20 protein-coding genes are annotated in these 19,592 nt (G+C 65.0%); 7 read left to right on the forward strand and 13 right to left on the reverse strand.

The window, feature by feature from the left end:
* Window positions 1–6: 6 nt before the first annotated feature.
* The gene (locus AC5Y7D_RS04330) at window positions 7–1,410 is read right to left on the reverse strand and encodes a wax ester/triacylglycerol synthase family O-acyltransferase (RefSeq protein WP_499922178.1); all 1,404 of its coding nucleotides are present in this window, start codon (window positions 1,408–1,410) and stop codon (window positions 7–9) included.
* Between the two features lie 10 nt (window positions 1,411–1,420).
* Entirely contained in the window at window positions 1,421–2,575 is a 1,155-nt protein-coding gene (locus AC5Y7D_RS04335) for an alpha/beta hydrolase family protein (RefSeq protein WP_499922179.1), read from the reverse strand.
* A gap of 311 nt (window positions 2,576–2,886) precedes the next feature.
* Here AC5Y7D_RS04335 and AC5Y7D_RS04340 point away from each other — a divergent pair, with 311 nt between their 5' ends.
* Window positions 2,887–4,752, forward strand: a complete 1,866-nt coding sequence (locus AC5Y7D_RS04340) for an AMP-dependent synthetase/ligase (RefSeq protein WP_499922001.1) — start codon at window positions 2,887–2,889, stop codon at window positions 4,750–4,752.
* A 119-nt stretch (window positions 4,753–4,871) separates the two neighbouring features.
* Complete coding sequence (locus AC5Y7D_RS04345; protein WP_499922006.1) at window positions 4,872–5,990, forward strand: Rv2629 family ribosome hibernation factor; 1,119 nt, start codon at window positions 4,872–4,874, stop codon at window positions 5,988–5,990.
* Between the two features lie 69 nt (window positions 5,991–6,059).
* On the opposite strand, the gene AC5Y7D_RS04350 is transcribed toward AC5Y7D_RS04345, so the two are convergent.
* From AC5Y7D_RS04350 to AC5Y7D_RS04385, 8 genes are all read right to left on the reverse strand, one after another.
* Window positions 6,060–6,536: a hydrogenase maturation protease gene (locus AC5Y7D_RS04350; RefSeq protein ID WP_499922008.1), complete on the reverse strand. Its 477-nt coding sequence runs from the start codon at window positions 6,534–6,536 to the stop codon at window positions 6,060–6,062.
* On the reverse strand, window positions 6,533–7,825 hold the full coding sequence (locus AC5Y7D_RS04355) for a Ni/Fe hydrogenase subunit alpha (protein ID WP_499922010.1): 1,293 nt from the start codon (window positions 7,823–7,825) through the stop codon (window positions 6,533–6,535). The genes AC5Y7D_RS04350 and AC5Y7D_RS04355 overlap by 4 nt, the downstream gene beginning before the upstream one ends.
* Entirely contained in the window at window positions 7,822–8,580 is a 759-nt protein-coding gene (locus AC5Y7D_RS04360) for an NADH-quinone oxidoreductase subunit B family protein (protein ID WP_499922012.1), read from the reverse strand. Before AC5Y7D_RS04360 ends, AC5Y7D_RS04355 begins: the two co-directional genes overlap by 4 nt.
* The gene (locus AC5Y7D_RS04365) at window positions 8,581–9,432 is read right to left on the reverse strand and encodes an FAD/NAD(P)-binding protein (RefSeq protein ID WP_499922014.1); all 852 of its coding nucleotides are present in this window, start codon (window positions 9,430–9,432) and stop codon (window positions 8,581–8,583) included.
* Window positions 9,425–10,549: a 4Fe-4S dicluster domain-containing protein gene (locus AC5Y7D_RS04370; protein ID WP_499922016.1), complete on the reverse strand. Its 1,125-nt coding sequence runs from the start codon at window positions 10,547–10,549 to the stop codon at window positions 9,425–9,427. The genes AC5Y7D_RS04365 and AC5Y7D_RS04370 overlap by 8 nt, the downstream gene beginning before the upstream one ends.
* 64 nt (window positions 10,550–10,613) lie before the next feature.
* Window positions 10,614–11,615, reverse strand: a complete 1,002-nt coding sequence (locus tag AC5Y7D_RS04375; protein WP_499922018.1) for an Acg family FMN-binding oxidoreductase — start codon at window positions 11,613–11,615, stop codon at window positions 10,614–10,616.
* A gap of 76 nt (window positions 11,616–11,691) precedes the next feature.
* Complete coding sequence (locus tag AC5Y7D_RS04380; RefSeq protein ID WP_499922020.1) at window positions 11,692–12,015, reverse strand: Rv2628 protein family; 324 nt, start codon at window positions 12,013–12,015, stop codon at window positions 11,692–11,694.
* Between the two features lie 120 nt (window positions 12,016–12,135).
* Entirely contained in the window at window positions 12,136–13,314 is a 1,179-nt protein-coding gene (locus AC5Y7D_RS04385) for a cation:proton antiporter (protein ID WP_499922022.1), read from the reverse strand.
* 249 nt (window positions 13,315–13,563) lie between these two features.
* Here AC5Y7D_RS04385 and AC5Y7D_RS04390 point away from each other — a divergent pair, with 249 nt between their 5' ends.
* Together AC5Y7D_RS04390 and AC5Y7D_RS04395 are read left to right on the forward strand one after the other, a co-directional pair.
* Window positions 13,564–14,715, forward strand: coding sequence for a GGDEF domain-containing protein (locus AC5Y7D_RS04390; protein WP_499922025.1), 1,152 nt, complete (start codon window positions 13,564–13,566; stop codon window positions 14,713–14,715).
* A 342-nt stretch (window positions 14,716–15,057) separates the two neighbouring features.
* A complete protein-coding gene (locus AC5Y7D_RS04395; RefSeq protein WP_499922027.1) occupies window positions 15,058–15,336 on the forward strand; it encodes an MlaD family protein in 279 nt (92 codons plus the stop codon).
* A gap of 67 nt (window positions 15,337–15,403) precedes the next feature.
* Here AC5Y7D_RS04395 and AC5Y7D_RS04400 read toward each other — a convergent pair whose 3' ends face one another.
* Both AC5Y7D_RS04400 and AC5Y7D_RS04405 read right to left on the reverse strand, forming a co-directional pair.
* Entirely contained in the window at window positions 15,404–16,093 is a 690-nt protein-coding gene (locus AC5Y7D_RS04400; protein WP_499922029.1) for a type 1 glutamine amidotransferase domain-containing protein, read from the reverse strand.
* Between the two features lie 291 nt (window positions 16,094–16,384).
* Window positions 16,385–17,077 (reverse strand): LmeA family phospholipid-binding protein, encoded by a 693-nt coding sequence (locus tag AC5Y7D_RS04405; protein WP_499922031.1) that lies wholly within the window; start codon window positions 17,075–17,077, stop codon window positions 16,385–16,387.
* Between the two features lie 59 nt (window positions 17,078–17,136).
* Between AC5Y7D_RS04405 and AC5Y7D_RS04410 the strand changes: the two genes are divergently transcribed.
* Both AC5Y7D_RS04410 and AC5Y7D_RS04415 read left to right on the forward strand, forming a co-directional pair.
* Window positions 17,137–17,484: a hypothetical protein gene (locus AC5Y7D_RS04410; protein ID WP_499922033.1), complete on the forward strand. Its 348-nt coding sequence runs from the start codon at window positions 17,137–17,139 to the stop codon at window positions 17,482–17,484.
* Between the two features lie 535 nt (window positions 17,485–18,019).
* Window positions 18,020–18,274, forward strand: coding sequence for a hypothetical protein (locus tag AC5Y7D_RS04415; protein ID WP_499922035.1), 255 nt, complete (start codon window positions 18,020–18,022; stop codon window positions 18,272–18,274).
* Between the two features lie 22 nt (window positions 18,275–18,296).
* Here AC5Y7D_RS04415 and AC5Y7D_RS04420 read toward each other — a convergent pair whose 3' ends face one another.
* Window positions 18,297–18,587, reverse strand: a complete 291-nt coding sequence (locus tag AC5Y7D_RS04420) for a GIY-YIG nuclease family protein (RefSeq protein WP_499922036.1) — start codon at window positions 18,585–18,587, stop codon at window positions 18,297–18,299.
* 94 nt (window positions 18,588–18,681) lie between these two features.
* On the opposite strand from AC5Y7D_RS04420, the gene AC5Y7D_RS04425 reads away from it, so the two are divergent.
* Window positions 18,682–19,590 carry a restriction endonuclease gene (locus AC5Y7D_RS04425; RefSeq protein ID WP_499922038.1) on the forward strand — a complete coding sequence of 303 codons (909 nt, stop codon included), beginning with the start codon at window positions 18,682–18,684 and terminating at the stop codon, window positions 19,588–19,590.
* The last annotated feature ends 2 nt before the right edge of the window (window positions 19,591–19,592 follow it).

Here is a 19,592-nt window from a genome sequence, read left to right on the forward strand (position 1 = left end):
GTGCGGTCACCGCGGGCTGACACCCAAAGCGATCTCGAGTTCGGCCAAACACCTTTCGGTCAGCGGTATGAACGTCTCGATGTCAGGCACCACGTCGGCGCCCGCTACGAAGCCGAAGCCGACTCGGTCGGCGTACGAACAGGTCGTCACGTTCAGCGCCTGCCCGTCATAGACCGTTGATACGGGATAGATCTCGTCGACGTGTGCACCGTTGAAGTACATCTCGGTTCGCGGGCCCGGCACGTGAGAGATAGGCAGGTTGTACCCGGTGCGAATCTTCGGCGTCACCGGCAGTAGCGGCGGGATCACGGTCGCAGCAACACTTCCCGCGTTGGTCAGCAGCGAGGCCAACGATCCGCGCGCGGCCACCCACCGTTTTCCCGCCGCCATGCAACGGTGAATCAGCTCGAGTCGGGCCACCGGATCATCCAGATCGGTTCCCAGTGGGCAGAGCCACAAGCCGAACATATTGCCCGACAGTTCGTCTGTGGACCGCCCTTCGCGATTGCGCACGGTGATCGGGCACACGGCGATCAAAGCGCGATCGGGCAATTGCCCGCGATCGCAGAGCCATTGCCGTGCGGCGCCCGCCAGCATCGCGGTGATCACATCGTTGGCGCTGACCCCCGCAGCCCGCTGGACGGCTTGAACGCGACTACGTGACCAACTGCCGGCGCACACGGCGCGCGCGGGACCCGGGCGGCCGTTGAAGCAGGTGTAGGGCGCACCGAACGGCTGTGCGGGGACACGTCCGGCAAGACTGTCGAGCACATTCGCCAACTCGCCGGTCACCACATGCTTGGCCAGACGCACACCGGATGCACAGGTGCGGGCCACCGAACGTACCGGGGCCGTCAGCCGGGACGCGTCCGGTGCGACCGGCGCGGTCGGTTCCGCGGGGTGGCCGGCGTAGAACGGAGGCATCGAGCGTTTCGCGCAGTCGGTGCTCAGCGCGTCGGCGATCATCCGCAATCCGGCGACGCCGTCGACGATGGTGTGATGCACCTTGACATAGAAGGCGAAGCGACCGTCGTCGAGCCCGTCGACCAGATACGACATCCACATTGGACGTGACCGGTCCAGGCGTTCCGCCTGCAGTTCGCCGATCAGCCCCCACAATCCACCGCTGTCCGGAGACAGCGTCCGGCGCCGGCAATGTTGGCTCAAGTCCACGGAATCCACCTCCCGCCAGACCCACATGCCGCCGGTCTCCACACCGCGGTGCGGACACCTGCGAAGCCGCCAATCAATCCGGTCACCCTCCGTGAGCGCCGCTGCATGCAGGCGATCCACGTGGTCCGGCCCGGCGTCGGCCGGCGGTGACAGGATCAGCACCACACCGACGTGCATCGGGCTGCCCAGCAGTTCCGCGGTCATCATCGCGGCATCCACCACGCTGAGCAGCTTCATCTCGGCGAAGTCAGGCGGGGCGGGCACGCGGTGTCGACGGCTCCTCCAGAAGGCCCGACTGTTGCAGTGCCTGCCACACGAACCGCTGCACCGGCTGGGAGCGGAAAAACCCGGTATGACCACCGGGGTACCAGACGATTTCGGGTTTACCCCAATGCTTCCACAGCCGATTCACCTGCTCGCGCGGATGGACGAGGCGGTCGGCGACGCCGGCATAGATGAAACGGCCGCAAAGCGGCACCCGGGGTGTCAACGCCAACGGCGACACCATGCGCCCGAGGGGCTCCGCCAGCTTCATCGTGTGACGGCGCGGGTCATCGTGACTCAGGCCCGAATGCCGTCCCAGAACATCCACCAGATCCGCCACCGGGACACCGAGGATCGCGCATGTCAGGCCGTCTTCGAGGCTGGCGACCAGCGATGCGATGTATCCGCCCAGGGAAAGGCTGTTCAATCCGATCCGCGAATCGGGCTCCTGCAGGCGGATCCAGGACAACAGCCGGCGGATATCCCAGACCGCCTGCGCCGTCGCATGAACATCGTCCAACACATCCTCGCCCGGGAACACGGCGCCCTTCGGTAGGCCCCGTGCCCGTGGCCCGTGCATGGGAAGCACGGGCAGCACGACGTTGAGGCCCAGCTCGTCGTGCAGTTTCCAGGCTCGGAACAACGCTAAATCCATTGCGGCACGACCCATTTCAGTCCCGTGCACGCACACCAGCCACGGCCTCGGTTCGGAATGGCGCAGCAGCAGTGCGTACTCGCTTTTGTTCGCGGTATAGCTCTGCCACCGTCGCAACCCAGGTTCGCCCGGGTGCGGCGCGTATCCGCTGCTGAACAACATGCGGTAGAACGAACTCCTGCGGCCCTTCACTTTTCGGACGGTGACATCCGCCGGCGGGGGCGGCTTGACGAAGAAACCCTCGGGCTGGTCCAACCATCCCCGGTCGCCATAGAACTCGAGTCCGGCCAATACCTCGTGGGTGATGCGCTCGAAAACGTCGGGACGACTCACCGGCCGACGCGCTTTGAGTCCCATCAAGACGACTTCGTCGCGGAAGGCCTGCGCTGCCAGCGCCATGGTGGGGCGGGCGATCGGAAGTTCGTCCTGCGCCTGACCCAGGTATTCGCGCCAGGACTGCGCCATGTACTGCCCCGTGTGCATGAACGGCACGACGGCCCCGGCCAGGCCGCCGACACCGGGCGCACTCCAAATCGAGGCGCCCGGGCGCTCTCGTTCGCTATCGGTGGGCATCGTCATGGCGGCACGCTAACACCGGGCGGCCGGTGTGCGTAGGGACCTAGGGCCCACCGGGTCCAGCGAAAGTCCTTGACTCGCAGTGCAGCTTCGGACGCACCTGCCGCAGTAGGGACAGATGACCAGACGGGAAGGGACTTAAGTCACTCGCGGCGCAGTCGGCCGAGTCGTACCGTCGGGAGACCGATATTCGGCTCGGAAGGCACGGGTTAGGCACTATGAACGCACCGCTTGCCGCACTGGAGAGGCCAGACCTCCACAAGATCGACGATCGTGCGCCCTCGGTGGCACACCTGTTCCGCAACCGCGTCGCCGCCACCCCGCACGCGGAGGCTTTTCGCTTCCCCCGTGGCCCCGACTGGGACAGCGTGACCTGGCAGCAGGTCGGCGACCGCGTGCAGAAGATCGCCGGCGGGCTGATGGCCCTCGGACTCGACCCGGAAGACCGCGTCGCACTCGCGTCTTCCACGCGCTACGAGTGGGTGCTGGTGGACTTCGCCGTGATGTGCGCGGGAGCCGCCACCACCACCGTGTACGCGACGACGAACGCCGCCGATGTGGCGTACATCGTCGCGAACTCGGGAAGCCGGGTAGTCGTTGCCGAAGACCAGTCTCAGGTGGACAAACTCATCCAACATCGCAGCGCACTACCCGCCGTCGACAACGTCGTGATCATCGACGGCGAAGGCGACGGTGACTGGGTGATCACCCTGGCCGAACTCGAGCATCGGGGCAGTCAACTGCTCGCCGAGACTCCGCACGCCGTCGACGAGCGGATTGCAGCGGTGGGTCCGAGCCGGCTGGCCAGCCTCATCTACACCTCCGGCACCACCGGGCGGCCCAAGGGCGTCCGGCTGACCCACGAAGCCTGGACGTACACCGCCGCGGCCATTGATGCGCTGAATGTGCTTGGCCCCGAGGATCTCAACTTCTTATGGCTGCCGCTGGCGCACGCGTTCGGCAAGGTCATGCTGGCGTTGCCGCTGCAGATCGGCTTCCCAACCGCCATCGACGGCCGAGTCGAGCGGATCGTCGACAACCTCGCGGCCGTACGTCCCACCGTCATGGGTGCGGCACCGCGCATCTTCGAGAAAGCCCATGCCCGCATTGTGGGCATGGTCGCCGAGCAGGGCGGACTCAAGAGGAAGGTCTTCGATTGGGCGATCGCGGTGGGACTTTCGGTGTCCGAAGCCCGCCAAGAAGGGCGCCGGCCCTCGTTGGCGTCATCGCTGGCCTACCGGCTGGCAGATCGGCTGGTGTTCGCCACCATCCGCGAGCGGTTCGGTGGGCGGGTGCGCTTCTTCGTCTCCGCTGCGGCGAAATTGGATCGTAACGTCGCCCAGTGGTTCGACGCGGTCGGTATCGTCGTGCTCGAGGGCTACGGGCTGACCGAGACGGCGGCCGCGTCATTCATCAACCGCCCCAACGCTTACCGATTCGGCACGGTTGGGTGGCCCTTCCCGGGCACCGAGGTGATGATCGCCGGCGACGGTGAAATCCTGCTCCGCGGCCCCGGAGTGATGACCTGCTACCACGATCTGCCCGAAGCCACCGCCGAGGCACTCGACGAAAATGGCTGGTTCCGTACCGGCGACATCGGTGAGATCGACGCCGACGGGTACCTGCGGATCACCGACCGCAAGAAAGACATGTTCAAAACCTCGCAGGGCAAGTACGTCGCGCCGTCCGCGATCGAGGTCAGATTCAAGGGTCTTTGCCCGTATGCGGGTGAGCTCATCGTCGTCGGGGAGGCCAAGCCGTACTGCGTGGCACTGGTCACCCTGGACGGCGAGGCGATCACCGACTGGGCCACCAAACATGGCCTTTCGGGCAAGGCCTTCGCCGAGATCGCCCGTGATGAGCAGACTCGCGACCTGATTGCGGGCTACATCGACGAGCTGAACGCGGAGTTGAATCGCTGGGAGCAGATCAAGAAGTTCGCCATCCTCGACCGCGAACTGTCGATCGAAGCCGGCGACCTGACGCCGAGCATGAAACTTCGCCGCAAGGTGGTCATCGATAAGTCCGCAGAGCGCCTTTCGGAGCTTTACGAACCTGTGGTGGCAACCTCAAGCGGCTCATGATCGCGCGGCAGGGACTTAAGACCCCAAGCCAAGGGCTTATGCCTCTGCACCGGCCGGCTCAACTTTCCTACCGTTGGCAGGCAGGCAGCGGCTCGGCCGTACTAGTAGAAGAGGATCTCATGCGATCAGAACACCTCAGGTGGCTGGCGAAGGCGGCAGGACCGTTTGCGTCGGTGTATTTCGACGACTCCCACGATGGCGCCGACGCTGCCGATCAACTCGACGTCAAGTGGCGGGACATTCGGGCGCAGCTAGAGCAGCTGGGCGCGAGCGCAGAGATCATCGACACGGTCGGGGGCGCGGTCTTGAACCATCGGCCGGCCGTCGGGCGACGCGGCCGAGCTGTGATCGCCACCGGCGATCGGGTGCTGATCGACGAGCAACTCAACAGCCCGCCACCTGCGCCGGTCATCCGCTTGTCGGACTACCCTTACGTGCTGCCGTTGCTCGGACACGAAATGCACCGACCGACGTACGTGTTTGCCGCGATCGACCACACCGGCGCCGATGTGACCGTTTATGAGGGACACACCAGCAATTCGACCAACGTCGAAGGCTCCGGGTACCCGGTGCACAAACCGGCCTCCGCCGGCTGGAAAGGCTACGGCGATCTGCAGCACACCACCGAGGAAGCCATCAAGGTGAATTGCCGGGTGATCGCCGACCACCTGACCCGACTGGTGGACCAGGCGAACCCCGCGGTGGTGTTCTTGTGCGGCGAGGTCCGTGCCCGCACCGACGTACTCGCCGAACTCCCCAAGCGCGTCACCCAGCGCGTGTCCCAGCTGCATGCCGAAGGGCACAGGGGCGAGATCAATTACGCCGAAATCTATCGGCTGACCACCCCCGAGTTCGCCCGGCGCGACGAAGCGACCCTGGCCGACGTCATCGATCGGCTTCAAGCCGAGATCGGCCGCGGCTCAGGTTTGGCGGCCGACGGGCTCACCGCGGTATGTGCCGCGCTGCGTGATGGTGACGTGGAAACGCTGATCGTCGGTGAGATGGGTGACGCCACAGTGGTCACCGGGGCAGCGCTGACCGCCGTGGCTCCCAACGCAGACGTGCTCTCCGGCTTCGGCGAACCGGTAGCACGGGTCGCGCGTGCGGACGAGGCGCTGCCTTTCTGTGCGATCGCGTCGGGCGCGAATCTGATTCGAGTCGACGACCGAATCACACCCGGCGACGGGGTGGCGGCGTTGCTGCGCTATCCCGCCATCGACCGGCTCGCCAGTCGATAACCGGCGTCCTGACACTCCCGCTCCCTGGCGGGCATGCCCGAAGCAACGTCGCTGATCAGGGCCGGCGGCTCATTCGCAGGCCGATACGCTTGGCATGCGGCCAATTTCGGCGGCTACCAGTTCGACGACCCGGTCCGCGGCCCGCTGGGTGTGCGGAGTAAGACCGATGCCATGGCCGGTGTCGGCGACGGCCACGGCGTAGATCCGCAGGGCCTCGGGTACTCGTCCAAGGGCTTCACCGAGCGCGTGGGTACGCCCGATGTCGATGCTGTGCGAGCTCAGCCCTTCCGCGGCGACAGCCAACTCGTCGACGCCGCAACACCGGATGCTGCCGACAGTGGCGGCAGGCGCAATGGCGGCGTCGATGAGGATGGCCAGCCTTGCGCCCGACCAGGTTTCGAGCAGTGCCAGTGGATCCACGACGTCGTAAGCCACCTCGACACCGGGCAGCGCCAGATCCTCGAGTGCCGCTGCGGTAACGACGCCCACTGCGTCGTCACGCCGGAAGCGATTGCCGAGGCCTATTACGACGACTCTCCCGGTCACGTATGCCGCACCGTCAGGGTCAGAAAGTGGGTCGAGCACGAGATGCACGGATCGTAATTGCGAATCACCTTCTCACACAACGCGGTTAGCGCGGCGTCTGCGAGGTCCAGGTTGTCCGAGACCACCCTGCTGAGATCCGCTTCGATGGCGGCCTGGTTCTGCGAAGTGGGGGGGATGATGGTCGCAGCCGCAATTCGCCCGTCCGCGCCGATTTCGTAGCGGTGATAAAGCAGGCCGCGGGGCGCTTCGCTGACCCCGTGCCCGACCGCGGGCCGGGCCGGCACCTCGACGAAGGGCCGGGCCGGGCGCTGGTACTCGTCGATGATGCGCAGCGCCTCGTCGATGGCATACACGACTTCCACAGCACGGACAACGATGCCGCGGAACGGATTTCGGCATTCACGCGACAGGCCGGCCCGTTCGGCGGCCTGCGCAGCGGTGGGCGAGAGCGCCGAGGAGTTCAGCGAGTAACGTGCGAGCGGCCCGGTCAGATGCCGGCCGCCATCCAGGCTCGCGTGCAGCGCCGTGGAGTGCGGGACCTGCGACTCGACCACATGTTGCATGAAATCGGCTACCGCAAAAGGCTGTCCGGCGCTGCGGGCGATCGTGCCGTTCTCGATCGCGTACTGACCCGGAGTGGTGAGCGCCAACATCTCGTGCTCGAGTTCAAGTTCGGGAAACTCGAAGCCCGATACCCATTCGACGGTCGCCAGGGCGTGATCGAGTGCTCTGCGCAATTCCTCGGCAATGGGTGCGAGTGCGGCACGGGTCGGCACCGAATAGAACCCGCCCAAGCGCATGTTGATCGGATGTATCGCCCTGCCGCCGATGACCTCCATCAGCCGGTTGCCCGCCTTTTTCAGCTCCAGCCCGCGTTCGACGATGTGGCGGTGGTCTCGGGCCATGGCGACGATGTCTGGATAGCCCAGGAAGTCCGGTGCGTGCAACATGTAGATGTGCAGGACGTGGCTGTGGATCCATTCACCGCAGTACAGCAGGCGGCGCAGCGCGACAAGCTCGTCGTCCACCCGGACGCCGCAAGCATCTTCGATCGCGTTGCATGCGCTGAGCTGGTAGGCCACTGGACAGATGCCGCAGATCCGCGCGGTCAAGTCCGGTGGCTCGGTGTGCGCCCGGCCCCGCAGAAAGGCCTCGAAAAACCTTGGCGGTTCGTAAATGTTGAGCTCGACGCTGTCCAGCACGCCGTCCTTGAGCGTAACGTTCAGCGCCCCTTCGCCTTCCACGCGCGTCAGGGTTGCTACGCGCAGGGTGCGGTCAGCCGGCGTCATTGCTCGCTCCGTTCCGCAGCGAATCTCGCCACGTTGAATGTCGAGAACACACGGTCTACGCCGGTGTCGGACATTCCGTCGCGGCGCAACAACGGAATCAGGGTCTTGGTTCTGGGCGCGGCGGAGGGACCGAAGCAGCCGTAGCAGCCGCGGTGGTGCCGGGGACAGAGCGCTCCGCAGCCCGCGTGGGTGACGGGGCCAAGGCAGGGGATGCCGTCGGCCACGACCACGCAGGTGACCCCGCGCAGTTTGCATTCCGTGCAGACCGTCTTCGCCGGCAACCGCGGCTTGCGCCCGATCAGCAGGGCGGCCAGGGTGTCCAGGAGCTGGCCACGGTCGATGGGGCACCCCTGAAGCTGGTAGTCCACCTTCACATGCGCTGACGCGGGCGTGGAGGTCGCCAATGTGTCGATGTATTCCGGCTTGGCGTAGACGACCGACGTGAACTCCTTCACGTTGGCGAAGTTGCGGAGCGCCTGCACTCCCCCGGACGTCGCGCACGCACCGATGGTGACCAGCAACTTGGACTGTTCCCTGATCTCGCGGATGCGATGTTCGTCGTGCGGGGTGGTGATCGAGCCCTCCACCAGGGAGACGTCGTAAGGCCCTTCCGTTGTCGCACTGGAAGCCTCGGCGAAGTTTGCGATCTCGACCTGCTCGGCGAGTGTCAGCAGCTCGTCCTCGCAGTCCAACAACGTGAGCTGGCAGCCATCGCACGACGCGAATTTCCACACCGCCAGTTTGATTGGGCTCATCTAAAGCTCCTTCACCTGCATCAGCGGGCCCGCCACGTCGTAGCTGACGACCGGCCCGTCTCTGCACAGCAGTAACGGACCGAGCTGACAGTGACCGCACCAGCCGACCCCGCATTGCATGTTGCGCTCAAGCGACACCCGAATGTTCTGCGGCGCTACGCCTTTGGCCAAGAGCTCAACCGCCCCGAAGTGCATCATCGGTTCCGGTCCGCAGAGGAAGGCGCTGGTGCGATCGGCATCCAGCGTGAGCTTTCGCAGAGGTTCGGTGACCAGTCCGACCGCCCCTTCCCACCCCTGGGTCGGCGCGTCGACGATCAGGTGCAATTCGATACGCGGGTCATCCGCCCACGTCCTGAGTTGGTCGACGAACACGAAATCGGCCCGGGAGCGGGCGCCGACGATCAGCATCACCTTGCCGTATCGGTCGCGGTGCGCCAACGCGCCGAGGATCGCCGGACGCAGCGGGCACAACCCCACCCCGCCGGCAACCATGACCAGGTCGCGGCCTTCAGCCTCGGACAGTCCCCAGCTGGTACCGAACGGACCCCGAACCCCGACGATGGTGCCCGGTTCCGCGTCGTGCAGCGCGCGACTGACCGCACCCACGGCGCGGACCGTGTGGGTGATCGATCCGTCCCGGACCGTCGGGTCGCCGCTGATCGAGATCGCCGCTTCGCCGACACCGAAGGCGTAGAGCATCATGAACTCTCCGGCCTCCGGCGAGCGGACCGCTTGGTCGACCGGCACCAGGCACAGGGTCGCCGAATCGGGGCTCTCGGCAATGCGACTGCGGACGCGGTAGGGCAACGGATCCATGGCAGAGGCGACCGGCGTGGTCGTCCACTCAGTCATCGCCGGCCATCTTGTTCATCTCCTCGGTGATGTCGATTCCGGTGGGACACCAGGCGATGCACCGTCCGCAGCCCACGCATCCCGACATGTCGAACTGGTCGTGCCAGGTACCGAGCTTGTGCGTGATCCAGTGCCGGTAGCGCGAGGCACCGGATTGGCGGACGCTGCCCTCGCCATGGATGAAGGTGAAATCGAACTCGAAGCATGAGGCCCACTGCCGCCACCGTTCGGCATGGTCACCGGTCAAGTCGCTGACGTCTTCGGTGCTGGTACAGAAGCAGGTCGGGCATACCATCGTGCAGTTGCCGCAAGTCAGGCAACGGCTGGCGACCTCGTCCCACTGCGGCGACTCGCGAGCGTCGAGCAGCATCTTGCGCAGGTCGCCTTCCGGCATCTGTCGGCCCATGTGATTCGCGGCATTCGCGACTTCGGCGCGGGCGCAACTGTCCTCGTCGTGAGTTGCCGCTCGGTGCGGCACCGCGGCCAGCACCTCGGCGCCCTCTGAAGTAGCCACGTCGACGACATACGACGGTTCGCCGTCACCGTCGACACGCTCGGTGAGCGCCAAGTCGTATCCGGGGCCCACCGCCGGGCCGGTACCCATCGAGGAGCAGAAGCACAGGCCGCCGGGCTCGGTGCAATTCACCGCGACCACGAATGTCTGCCGCCGCCGGTTGACGAACGCGTTGTCGGGATACGAGCCGCGGCCCAGCACCCGGTCGAGGGTCGCGATGGCGGCGAGGTCGCAACCACGCACCCCCAAGAACGCGTAGCGCGGCGCCTCCTCGGATTCGCCGACCGCGCTGCCGTCACGGGCACCCGCCCATATCCGCTGCCGGGGCGGGTGCAGGAATTGTTTCCAGGACTGTGGACCCGCCGAATGCCCGAATGCCGCGTCGTCGTCGCGTCGGCGCAGTCGGTAGTGTCCCGGGCTCACGTCAACGCCCCAGCCGCGGGGCAGGTCGCTGGCCGACTGCAGTTCGGCCAGCACGATCGCGTTGTCGTGCAACGTCGGGCCGACGACACGGTAACCCTGCTCGATCAGCACCTCGACAAGGCGGTGTAGTCCGGTCCTGTCCAGAAGCCCAGCGCCGACGCCTCCCCCATCTCCCGTCATCGACCCATCATCCGTCCACTTCGGTGGGACTTGTCAACCAGCGGCAACCGCGACTCGCCGACACCTACTGGACCTCGCTGCCTGCCGCCTCGACCAGCCAGTCCACCGTGTCGTCGAGCGCGCGCCGTGGCGTTGCCGGCAAGGGGTCCGCGTTGATCGGGGCCCAGCCGACCCGCAGCAGCATCTGGGGATAGCTGCTGTTGCCGAACACATCGGCACGCACGGCCGCGCGGGTGTCGGCGATCTCCAGTGGTTCGGTCACGGGGCAACTCGCCAGACCCATCGCCGTCGCGGTGAGCAGCACCACGCTGGTGGCCTCGCCGGCCCGCAGCTGCGCCAGGCGGTCGTCGGTACGGGTGCCCAGGGCGAGTACCACGCCGTTGTCGTCTTCGGCGCAGACGTCGGGGGGCATGGCCAGTGCGGCACCTGCGAATCGACGGCTGGGTATCGCCGCGGCCGGGTCCGGTGCCGGCGCGTTGCGCGCCGGCACACCGGCCGCAGACGCATGCCTACCGCTCCAGGCGGTGAGTTCGGCGATGTAGTCGGGGTCGGCCTCGTGCTGTGAAACAGACTGCAGGACAGTCGCATTCAGCATATCCATCGATTCGACCCGATGCAGCGCAACGCCGGCGCGAGCCGCCCGCGCGGCCATCAACGCAACGTCACCGACCGGCACCGGCCAGAAGCTGTAGTGGCGCCGGTCGGTTCGCCGCCGCGGCATCGCGGCGGCAAGCATGATGTCGAGTTGATCGGGCACCTGCGGGATCAGCTCGATGGCGGCCAGGTGACGGGGGTCGGCCGGGTTGGGCAGTCTCGACACCTTGGCCTGCCAGCCGACGGCCGCCAACGCGATGACGCAATGATTGAGTGCGGCACCGCAACTGAGGATCAGGTCACGTCCGTCGGGATCGGTGTGGGGCAGTCGCCGGCTGGTATCGGAGTACAGATGAAGACTCGACGAGCTCACCCGCCACCGCCACGGTTGGGTGTTGTGTACCGACGGCGCCCGAGACGCCAGCGTGAGAACTGTCCGGATTGTTCCTTCGTCCGGGAAGCGTGCGCTCATCCCTTGCGTTCCTTTCCACTGACGTCCTGGTCCAACCAAAGCGTGCTCAACCCGCCGAGACGAGGGCATGGCGTCCTTATTCGACGGGACTTTGTGCCTCAGGTTCTAAAGCAGCGGCGGCGGGCGTGACCTCGATGGAGAGGTGCTCGCCGACCGCGTAGACCGCCGGCCAGTCGCCCGCCTGCGCCGCCCGCGCCAGATCATCTACCAGCGGGCTTTCCACGCCCAATTCCGCCAGCCACGCTGAGACCGTCGGCGCGATCTGGTGGCCCGGCACGTCGACAGTGCGTCCGTCATGGAGCCGGTCGGTGACGTGGTACATGCTCAGGCAAGTTATCGCCGACCGATTCGACCAGCCCAACGTCAAGTGGTCGCCGGCCGTCGCCCAGAACCTCGTCATCGTGGCCTCCTCGATCGGCCTTGTGGTCAATCTGACCAGAGCCGGACCGCGGCCAGTAGGGCAGAACGAAACGGCGCGGAGTGCCGTTGGTCATCGTTACCCGAGGGCCTAAAGGCTCTGCTAGCCGGCGTTGTCGGGTACCTCAGGGATCGCCAAGGGACCCACAGCGCCCTTGCGGGCAGCCAACCGGGCTGCGATCGACGTGCCGGCAACCGTGAGCAGGGCGCCGAGAATCAATGCAGCGGCCTCGCTTGTCGCGAACAGGTTTCGCTCGGTACCGATAGTCACCGCGGCGACCGGCACGCCGAGTTGCGCAGCCGAGAGCACCGCAAGTGTCAGCGGCTGGCCCAATAGCTTTGCGGCACAATGAGCCAGCACCGCCCCCACACCGAGGCCGATGCCGAGCCCGACGAGTTTCGGGTTGGCCGCCAGGTCGCGCACCTGCAGCGAAGCACCCAGCCATACGAAGAACAGCGGGCTGAAGAATCCTTCGGTGACGCCGAACAGTTGTCGCGCCAACCGCCGCGGTTCACCAACGGCCGCCACCGCCAGGCCCAAGGCGAACCCCGCCAGCATGGTCGAGACCCGGGTGGCTACGGCCACTGCCGCCAGAGCGAAGAGCAACAACAGACTGGTCCGCAGTTCCAGGGCGAGCCGGTCTTTCTTGGAATGGATGTGCGCGCGTCGCAGCAGACCTCTGCGATCGAATTCGCGGAGCAACAAATAGATCACGAGCGCGCACGCAGCGATCGAGAGCACACTCAGCGCCGCCGTCAAGGCCCGGTCCGGTTCGATCGCCAGCGGCAACAGGAGTATGCACGCGCAGTCGGCGATGGCGATCTGCGCCGTCACCTGAAGCACAGCAGATCCCTGCAAGCGCAGCGACTGGAGTACGGGCAATGTCAGCGCTGCCGACGACGAGGCCATGAGCAGCGCATAGAGCGCCGCGTGGCCATTGTGGAACTCCGCGGCGAGAACGGCGCCCGCAGCCGCGGCGAGGGCACCCACCAATCCCGCCCGCGTCCCGGCCAGTATCAGCGTCGACCGCAACCGCGGACCACGGATCGGAATCTGGGTCCCGACCACGAACATCACCAGCGCAAAACCGATGTTGGCCAGCGACTTGAGGGTGGTGTTGTCGACGTCGATGACGCCGAAACCTGAATTTCCGGCGATGAGCCCCGCAAGCAACTCGCCGATCACCACCGGGATGCGTAGCCGTGGGAGGGAAGCCAGCAACGGACCGGCAAAGCCTACCGCCGTCACCACCGTCAATGTCGCGAAGCCGAAACCATGCACGTCATCTGCCCCTCTGCAGGCCCGGGATCACGCTGATATTTTGCATCCGTCCTACAGTCGGCACGTCGTTCGGTCGATCACATGGGTAAAACGCGCCGCCGTCAAGCCGCATGCAACCGGCGGGGCACTGCACGCCCCGAGAGTAGCCAGCGAACGAAAAACGAGGCCAATTCCGGCGTGATCGGTGTAACGTACGCCGTGACTTGACGGCTGTCGATCGTCTTGGGGCGGGGTCGTAGGGAGGTGCCGATGAACGCCAGGTCGGCTGCTCCCGCGTCCTCCCCCGTCCCGTCCCGGTCGGAGTTTTCCGACTACATCGCCGGCATGGAGCGCCTGTTGCGGGCCGTTCAGGAACTGTCGTTGGCGCGGAGCCTGGGTGAGATCCAGCGCATCGTGCGGCATTCGGCCCGTGAACTTACCGGCTGTGACGGTGCCACGTTCGTGTTGCGCGAGAACGACAAGTGCTACTACGCCGACGAGGAGGCAATTGCACCGTTGTGGAAGGGCAACCGCTTCCCCCTCGATGCATGCATCAGTGGGTGGGCCATGCTCCATCGGGACGCCGCCGTGATCCCCGACATCTACGCCGATGCGCGCATCCCTCACGGCATTTACCGGCCGACCTTCGTCAAGAGCCTGGTGATGGTGCCGATCCGCAGGCTCGACCCGATCGGGGCGATCGGCAACTACTGGGCTCACCACCACCACCCTTCCGATCAAGAGGTGCGCTTGCTGCAAGCCCTGGCTGATTCGACCTCGATCGCGATGGAGAACGTTCAGGTTTCCGCCGAACTCGAGCAGCGGGTGCGAGACCGGACTGCCGAGTTGGAAAAGGCCAACGAGGAGATTCGGCGGCTCTCGGTCACCGACGAACTGACCGGGCTGAACAATCGCCGCGGCTTTTATCTGCTCGCCGAGCAGGCGCTGCGCGGAGCCCGCCGCCACCACCGCCAGTGCCTCCTGGCCTTCCTCGACCTCGATGGACTCAAGCGCGTCAACGACGAACACGGCCACGACGTCGGCGACCTATTGATTGCGGATGTGGCTCGGGTGCTGCGCGCTACGCTGCGCGAATCGGACATCATCGCGCGTATCGGCGGTGACGAGTTCTTGGTCCTGACGACAGAAAACGGGGGTGACCCTGGGCGGCTGAAAGAGCGGCTTGCCGAGGCGTTCCAGCACTTCAACGAGACGAGCAATCGCCCTTACCGGATTTCGGCCAGCATCGGCCTGGTGCAGGCCGCCGCTGCGGACGCGGCTTCCGTGGACGAACTGCTCACGCGGGCAGACGAATTGATGTACGCAGAAAAGAAGGCCAACATCAATGCGCGACTTGCGGGATTGATCGGAACCGATGCCACGTCAGCATTGTTGCCGGCGCTCACCCGGCGTGGAACATAGCCGAACAAGAGGTCGACTTTCTCAGTTGCGTTGCCTCAGCAGGCAGCGCCGCGACGATGCCCAATAACCTCCACCTCCCGGAAAGACCGCCCGAAGCCGCCGAAGCCAACGCGTATGTATTCCGACTCTCCTGAAGCCGCATACTCAGTTATGCATCAACCGATCTCACAAATTCACTGGTCGGCACTGGATAAGGCTCCAGGACAGTCGACCGTCGGGAGTTCCACCATGAATCGCTGATATCGTTACCAATGCGCAGCCATCGCCCCGGTAATCGCGCTGATCGTGGCTGGGTCATCCGGTTGCGGAGGCAACTCAGAAAAGGACGCCCAATCCCCTACGGTGACAGCGGTTTTCCCCGATGCTTCAAACCTGAAGGAGAATTCGCCGGTGCGCCTGGGCGATGTCACCATCGGCAAAGTCACTGAGATCCGCTGGGCGCCGCAGCCGTCGAAGTGGCTGGTCACTCTGCAGCTCAAGGACGAGATCGTCGTGCCCGCGAACGTCACCGCCACATTGAGTCCGGGCGACTCACCGGGATCGGTTGTTGTCGAGTTGATCCCGCATGGCCCCCCGCGGGGCAAGTTGACCAACGGGCAGACGATCGACGGTTCGCGATAGCAAAATTTGTGCGCGAGCGGGCTGACGGTCGGGCGCAAGCCGCACATTCGCCATGCGATCGGGGCGGTCAGCCTGCGAGCACCGAGACGACCTTCTTCGCCGTCGCCTTGGCCGACGCCGGATTTTGGCCCGTCACCAGGCGTCCGTCGACGACGACGTACGGGGCAAAGGGCATCAAACCCTTTTCGTAGCGGGCACCGCGCTTCTTCATCTCTTCCTCGACGTTGTAGGGCACCAGTTTGTGGACCCGGGCAAGCACCTCCTCCGTCCAGGCGAAGCCGGTGAGCTTGCGCCCGGCGACCAGTAGCGATCCGTCCGCCAGCGTGGTGTTGAGCAGGCCGCAATATCCGTGGCAGACCGACGCGACCACTCCACCGGCCTCGCAGATTCCACGGGTAATGCGTTGCAGGCCTTCGCTATCGGGGAAGTCGAACATCACCGCGTGGCCACCGGTGAAGTAGATTGCGTCGAAGTCCGCGGGATCGATCTCATCCGGCGAAGCGGTGTTGTCCAGCAGCGCCATCTTCGCGTCGTCGGCCTTCCATGCCTTGGCGCTCTTGTTGTAGCTGGGAAACTTCAGCGACCGCGGCTCCAGCGGTGAGGGACCACCTTTCGGGCTGACGAGCTTTTGTTCGAAGCCGGCTGCTGCGAAGACGTCGTAGGCGTGTGTCAGTTCCGAGAGCCACAGTCCGGTCGGCTCGGATGGATCCTCGTAGTGGGAGACGTTGGAGACGACGTTCAAAATGCGCTTGGTCATATGTCCAGAATTGCGTTGATGACGAGGTCTCGCCAGCTTGTAATGAGGCGGCGGGCATTCGCCGCTGGGCGGCTGCGCGCGCTGTCACCGAAACGGGGAGAATGACCTCATGCCCGCCGAGCCCCCGCGTCCAGCACCCGACCCCCCTAAACCGTCACGCCTCACTGCCGAGGAGTTGGCACGATTCGGCGACGAAGAGCAGATGCGCGAGGCCGGGGACGAAGGCCGGCTCTGGGACGAGCGGCCGCCGCATCACGGGTAGTTCAACCGGAGTTGGAACGCTGAGCTGAATCAGACTCCGCTGAAGCAGTCCCGGCCTTCCGACGATGCCGGGATGGTCGCGTTGGTGGTCGAGAAAGTCGCTTCCAAGCCGGTGTCGGTGACCTTGACGGTGTCGGCGTGGATGCCCAGCGGATAATTCTGCGTCGCCTTGGATGTGAGACTGTCCAGATTCTTCTGCACGGTATCGGTCGACATCTTCGAACCCAACGCGGTCAAGTTGACCACCTGCAACGACAGCCCGTTGTCGGCGATCTGTGGCTTGAGCGTGACGCTGTCGAGCATCCCCTTCAGTTCGATGGTTCCATCGCCCGGATTGGTGGTGACCTTGCTGGTCACAAAACTGCCCAGCACCGGGATGGCATCCTGGATCGATTGCTTGATGCCGTCGGAAGACCAGGTGATGGTGCCGTTCACCGCGCCGATGGTGCCCTTGGAGCTGCCGCCGTCGCTCAACCGGAGGTCCTTGATATCGATGCTGACCTTCATGCCCTTGGCGCTGCGCACCTGGTTACCGGCGGTCTGCACGGAGATGTCCGGGTAGTTGCTGCTGAGGTACTGCCACAGCATCGGCGGCATGGCGGCGAACGACACCGTGGCGCTGTCCTCCACCTCGCACGCCACCGCGCTTGCCACCTTGTTCCCCGCCACGTGACGAACGATCAGCTCAGCCCCGATCAGCAAAGCCAGCACGACGGCCGGCACGATGGCCAGGATCAAACGCTTCGGCCGCCGGCGGCGTGGTTGCGTCGACGTTTCCTTCAGTGGCGGCTCAGTGGCCAGGCGAGTCGTGGGCTGCTCTGGCGGCCCGGACTGACCCGGTCCCGCGGCGGGTGGGCTGGCCGGCGGATACGGGCGAGCAGCCGGCGGGCGGCCCGGCCGATGTGGCTGCGGCATCGGCGGTCGGCCAGGGGGCGGCGGTCGATTCGGCTGAGGCGGCGGTGGATATGGCCGACCGCCCGGTGGAATCCGCTGAGTCGGTGATCCCGACGGAGGCGGCTGCGGTGGCGGGGGGCCGGGCCTCCTGGCGGGGTTGGGGCCAGGCTGGGTGGGGCGATTCCATTCCGGTGGGTTCCCCCGAGACGGCCCCTGCGGAGTTGTCACCACAATAATGGTGCCCTAACAAGCTGAACATGTCTGCGGCCGGACGTCGCGACCCCGTCGGAAGCGGACGCCCTCGTGTTGCTGTCGACAGGCCAGATGGCGCGACGGATGCCGGGCACGGTCACTGTCGGCTGGGGCAACCTGTTGAGCGACTCGCATCTCAGCGATGCCCCGAAACAGGGAAGACGTCGGGCTGACAGGATTTGAACCTGCGACCACTTGACCCCCAGTCTAGAAGGAGGTATGCGTAGGCGTCCGTAATTGTCCGGTATTACCGTTGTGCTGCAAAGGATTAAGCTGCGAACGGGCGGCCGCGGACGACTGCGGGAAATTGCGGTCAAAACGACCGAATGGCGGTACGAATGGCGGTACGGATCGCTGCTGGCCCCCCTCGGCCAGAAGCGGGACTCGGCATGTTTCTGGGGCGACGTATGCAAGCTCCGCGACATATGCCCGACTCCGGCATTTGCGCTGGTAGCGACATATGTACGACTTATGTTGCAGTCCTTGGCAATTCGTCATTCATGCGGTTAACTGCCGTGCATGACACACGCTGATGCAGTCCTCGCGAACCTTCATGCCGAACTCGACGCTGCCGGCGTTTTCGCCGACCTGCCGATCGACGACGGCGACCTTCTGGTCGCTGCCCTAAGCTTCGACGTCTTCCTGCGCAGCGATCCCGCCCGTTCGATGCGGTCGCGTGCCTCGGCGGTGCGTGGCGGCCAGTGGCCGTGCGCCGACCGCGCCGGCCTCGCCCAGGCGCTCGACGATGCCGCGACTGTGCTGGACCTCATGTAACCGGGGGCTGCTGCATTCCTGACTAACGACGCCATCGTGGACTGAGGTTGTAGCCAATTTCGGGGTTGTTTGCGCCGAGTTCGACGATCAGCCGCCGTTCCATCGCTAGTACCTCGACTTTTGAGGCAACGGTGCTTTCCCAAAGGATGGTTTTGCGTGCAGAGAAGTCGTTGACGTGTTCACCCAGATCGGCTGCAATCTGGTCCTTGGCGGTGGGACTGCCGAAGTACGTCACGCTGCCTGTCAGGTCGGAGCCGACGTAGATCTTTCCGTTCGGATAGGTGATCTTGTAAACCTGCTTCCGAGTCGGCATTGGGCTGAATCTAGTGGCAGGCGGCCGGCGAAGCGAGACTCCCGGACTCCTGTTTCCTACCTCGCGAGTGAAACCAAGTCGCTAATGTCATGCCGTGGCAGTTCCTGATTTTCAAACCCTTATGCGGCCGGTGCTGGTGGCCGTTGACGGAGACGAGCCGATGTCGCACGCGCAGATCCGCGACAAAGTGGCGCCCGCCCTAGGCGTCACCGACGAGGACCGGCAGCTGATGCTGCCGAGCGGCACGCAGGCACTCTTCACCAACAGGGTTGCCTGGGCGGTGACTCACCTATCGCAGGCAGGTTTACTTCGTCGGCCTGAAAGGGGGCGTTACCTGCTAACGGAGCGCGCCAAGCAGGTGTTAGCAAACCATCCGGAGCGCGTCGACATGGCGGTCCTTGCCGAATTCCCGGAATATCGAGAATTCAGGGCCCGTAAGAAAGAAAAGCAGCCCGAAACCTCCGCCAGCGTCGTGTCCGATGAGGTTTCGCCAAGCGAGTCAATCGGTGCGATCGTCAAGGAATCGTGGGACGCGCTAGCCGAGGAATTGCTCGACATGGTTCTCGCGCAGCCACCGATTTTTCTGGAAACTTTGTCACTGAAACTACTGCGCGCGATGGGGTACGGCGGGCGCGAGGCGCTACTCGACCACACCGGCAAGCCAGGAGACAGCGGTTTGGATGGTGTGGTCCGACAAGACGCGCTGGGGCTGGATCTTGTTGGTGTCCAAGCAAAGCGGTTCGACAAAGACAATGCAGTGCAGCGGCCAGACATTCAAGCATTCGTCGGTGCGCTTCAAGGGGCACAGACGAGTCGCGGCGTCTTCGTGACGACGGGACGATTCTCGTCGGGCGCCCTGCACTTCGCCGATAGCGTAGCTATGCGCCTTCGACTCATAGACGGCAAAGAGCTGACTAGCCTGATGGTTCGATACAACGTCGGTGTTCAAGTCCGCGAGACGTTTGAGTTGAAGCAGATGGATGAAAATTTTTTCGATGAATAGCG

Source organism: Mycobacterium sp. NGS49, assembly GCF_059812565.1.